Origin of the sequence: Bacillus sp. V3B (assembly GCF_024494465.1) — a bacterium.
In the GTDB taxonomy this organism is placed as follows: domain Bacteria; phylum Bacillota; class Bacilli; order Bacillales; family Cytobacillaceae; genus Bacillus_BD.
Genome location: NZ_JAETXM010000067.1, coordinates 1 through 1,473, shown reverse-complemented (window position 1 = coordinate 1,473; position 1,473 = coordinate 1). Strand labels below are relative to the sequence as shown.

At 39.2% G+C, this 1,473-nt stretch carries 2 protein-coding genes; both read right to left on the bottom strand.

Annotated elements, in window-relative coordinates; translation table 11 throughout:
* Positions 1 to 1,058 (bottom strand): transposase (locus tag JMM81_RS22530; RefSeq protein WP_256243801.1); only part of this gene is annotated, 1,058 nt, incomplete at its 3' end.
* A gap of 16 nt (positions 1,059 to 1,074) precedes the next feature.
* Positions 1,075 to 1,473 (bottom strand): IS200/IS605 family transposase (gene tnpA, locus JMM81_RS22525; RefSeq protein WP_256243800.1); only part of this gene is annotated, 399 nt, incomplete at its 5' end.

Genomic DNA, 1,473 nt, shown 5'->3' with positions numbered 1-1,473 from the left:
AGTGATTGAAACCTCATCATTTCCACTCGTATATCAGAACCAAGAGCAAGGATATCATTCCCTAACTTCTCGTGCGACATTTTTCGTTCAACAGCGATTTTTCGATATCGTTCCTTGCGTTCCTTGAGTAGTTTTTTATATCGGTTGGAAAAGTTCCAAGTTCGTTTACCTTTCTTAAGCGTTCCATTTTCATTGAAATTTTCGGGATTGGTAGCTCGTTTAGACCGATCCATTTTGCGTTGAATACATCGCAGTTTGGTTTCATCAACGTTACACCCTGGTGCAAGCTCACGAAGTTCTACCTTGTTTTCGCTACTGATTGCGATGGTAGATGAACCAATGTCGATTCCTACACGTTTGGTTTCATCATCCGCAATCTTGCGGTTGCGTTTTGTTGGTGGATAGCCTTCTTGAATGAGTTGAACGAAGTAGCGAACCTTTCCACGCACTTCACGCTTTAAGATACGCACGTACTTTGTCTCATCCATTAAAGCTAGGTGTGCATATTCATCATTGGCTTTCGGTACAATCGGCATACATAGCCAATTCTTAGGTTTAGGATTTTTCTTTGTCGGTCTATTGCCCCAAAGAATACAACCATCTGCATATCGCAAGCCAGTGGTGTTTGATTTATTTTCAACAGAAATATCATCACCAAACGATTTGAAATGCACTTTTTTTGCTTTTCTAAAATGTAGCTTCTCTACTGCTTGGAAAGCCCTTGTAGCCAATTTTTGTGCTTCAAGGCTACCGATATGTTCTTTGAATTTATGTTGAACAGGTTTCACGAAATCGTGCAAACTATATTCAGAAAAGCCGTAGGCTAAACGTATGTCTGATAGCTGTTTATCTCGTTCCTTGGACTTAGGTTCATGAAGCAGAACACGATATTTTGGGTCAGCTTTCACACGTTTATGACGTTTGAGGGTTCCACCTAGACAAGAATTGTAGACGTTCCGAGCAATTTTAAATTTCTTTTCCAAACAATGTTGTTGCCGAACAGGGATATGCAGCAGCGGAAATTCGATTGTATAAGTGGGTGTACTCTTTCTTGTCATAGGTTCCAGGTCCTTTCTAGTTACGCTTTTTCTGACTGTCAACATATCGCTTAATGGTTTGGCTTGATACATTGCCAGCAGTCGAAACAAAATAAGAACGTGTCCATAAACTTGGCAAGTGTTGTAGGTGAGAAAATTCCTCACGCAAATGTTTTGAAGTCACTCCTTTAATTTTTGCCATTATGTTTGCAGGACTTAATGTTGGCAGTGCGTTCAGAAATATATGTGCATGATCTTTGTCGCACTCTAAAGCGACAACTTCAATTTTTAGCGATTCACATATTTCATGAACCATTTCTTTAAATCTTTGTTCTACCTTTAAATCGAGGAAAATTCTCCTTCTATATCGAGGACAGAACACAAAATGATAGTTAATTAATGATACGGTAGTACTTGTTCGTCTGTATTCGTTCAT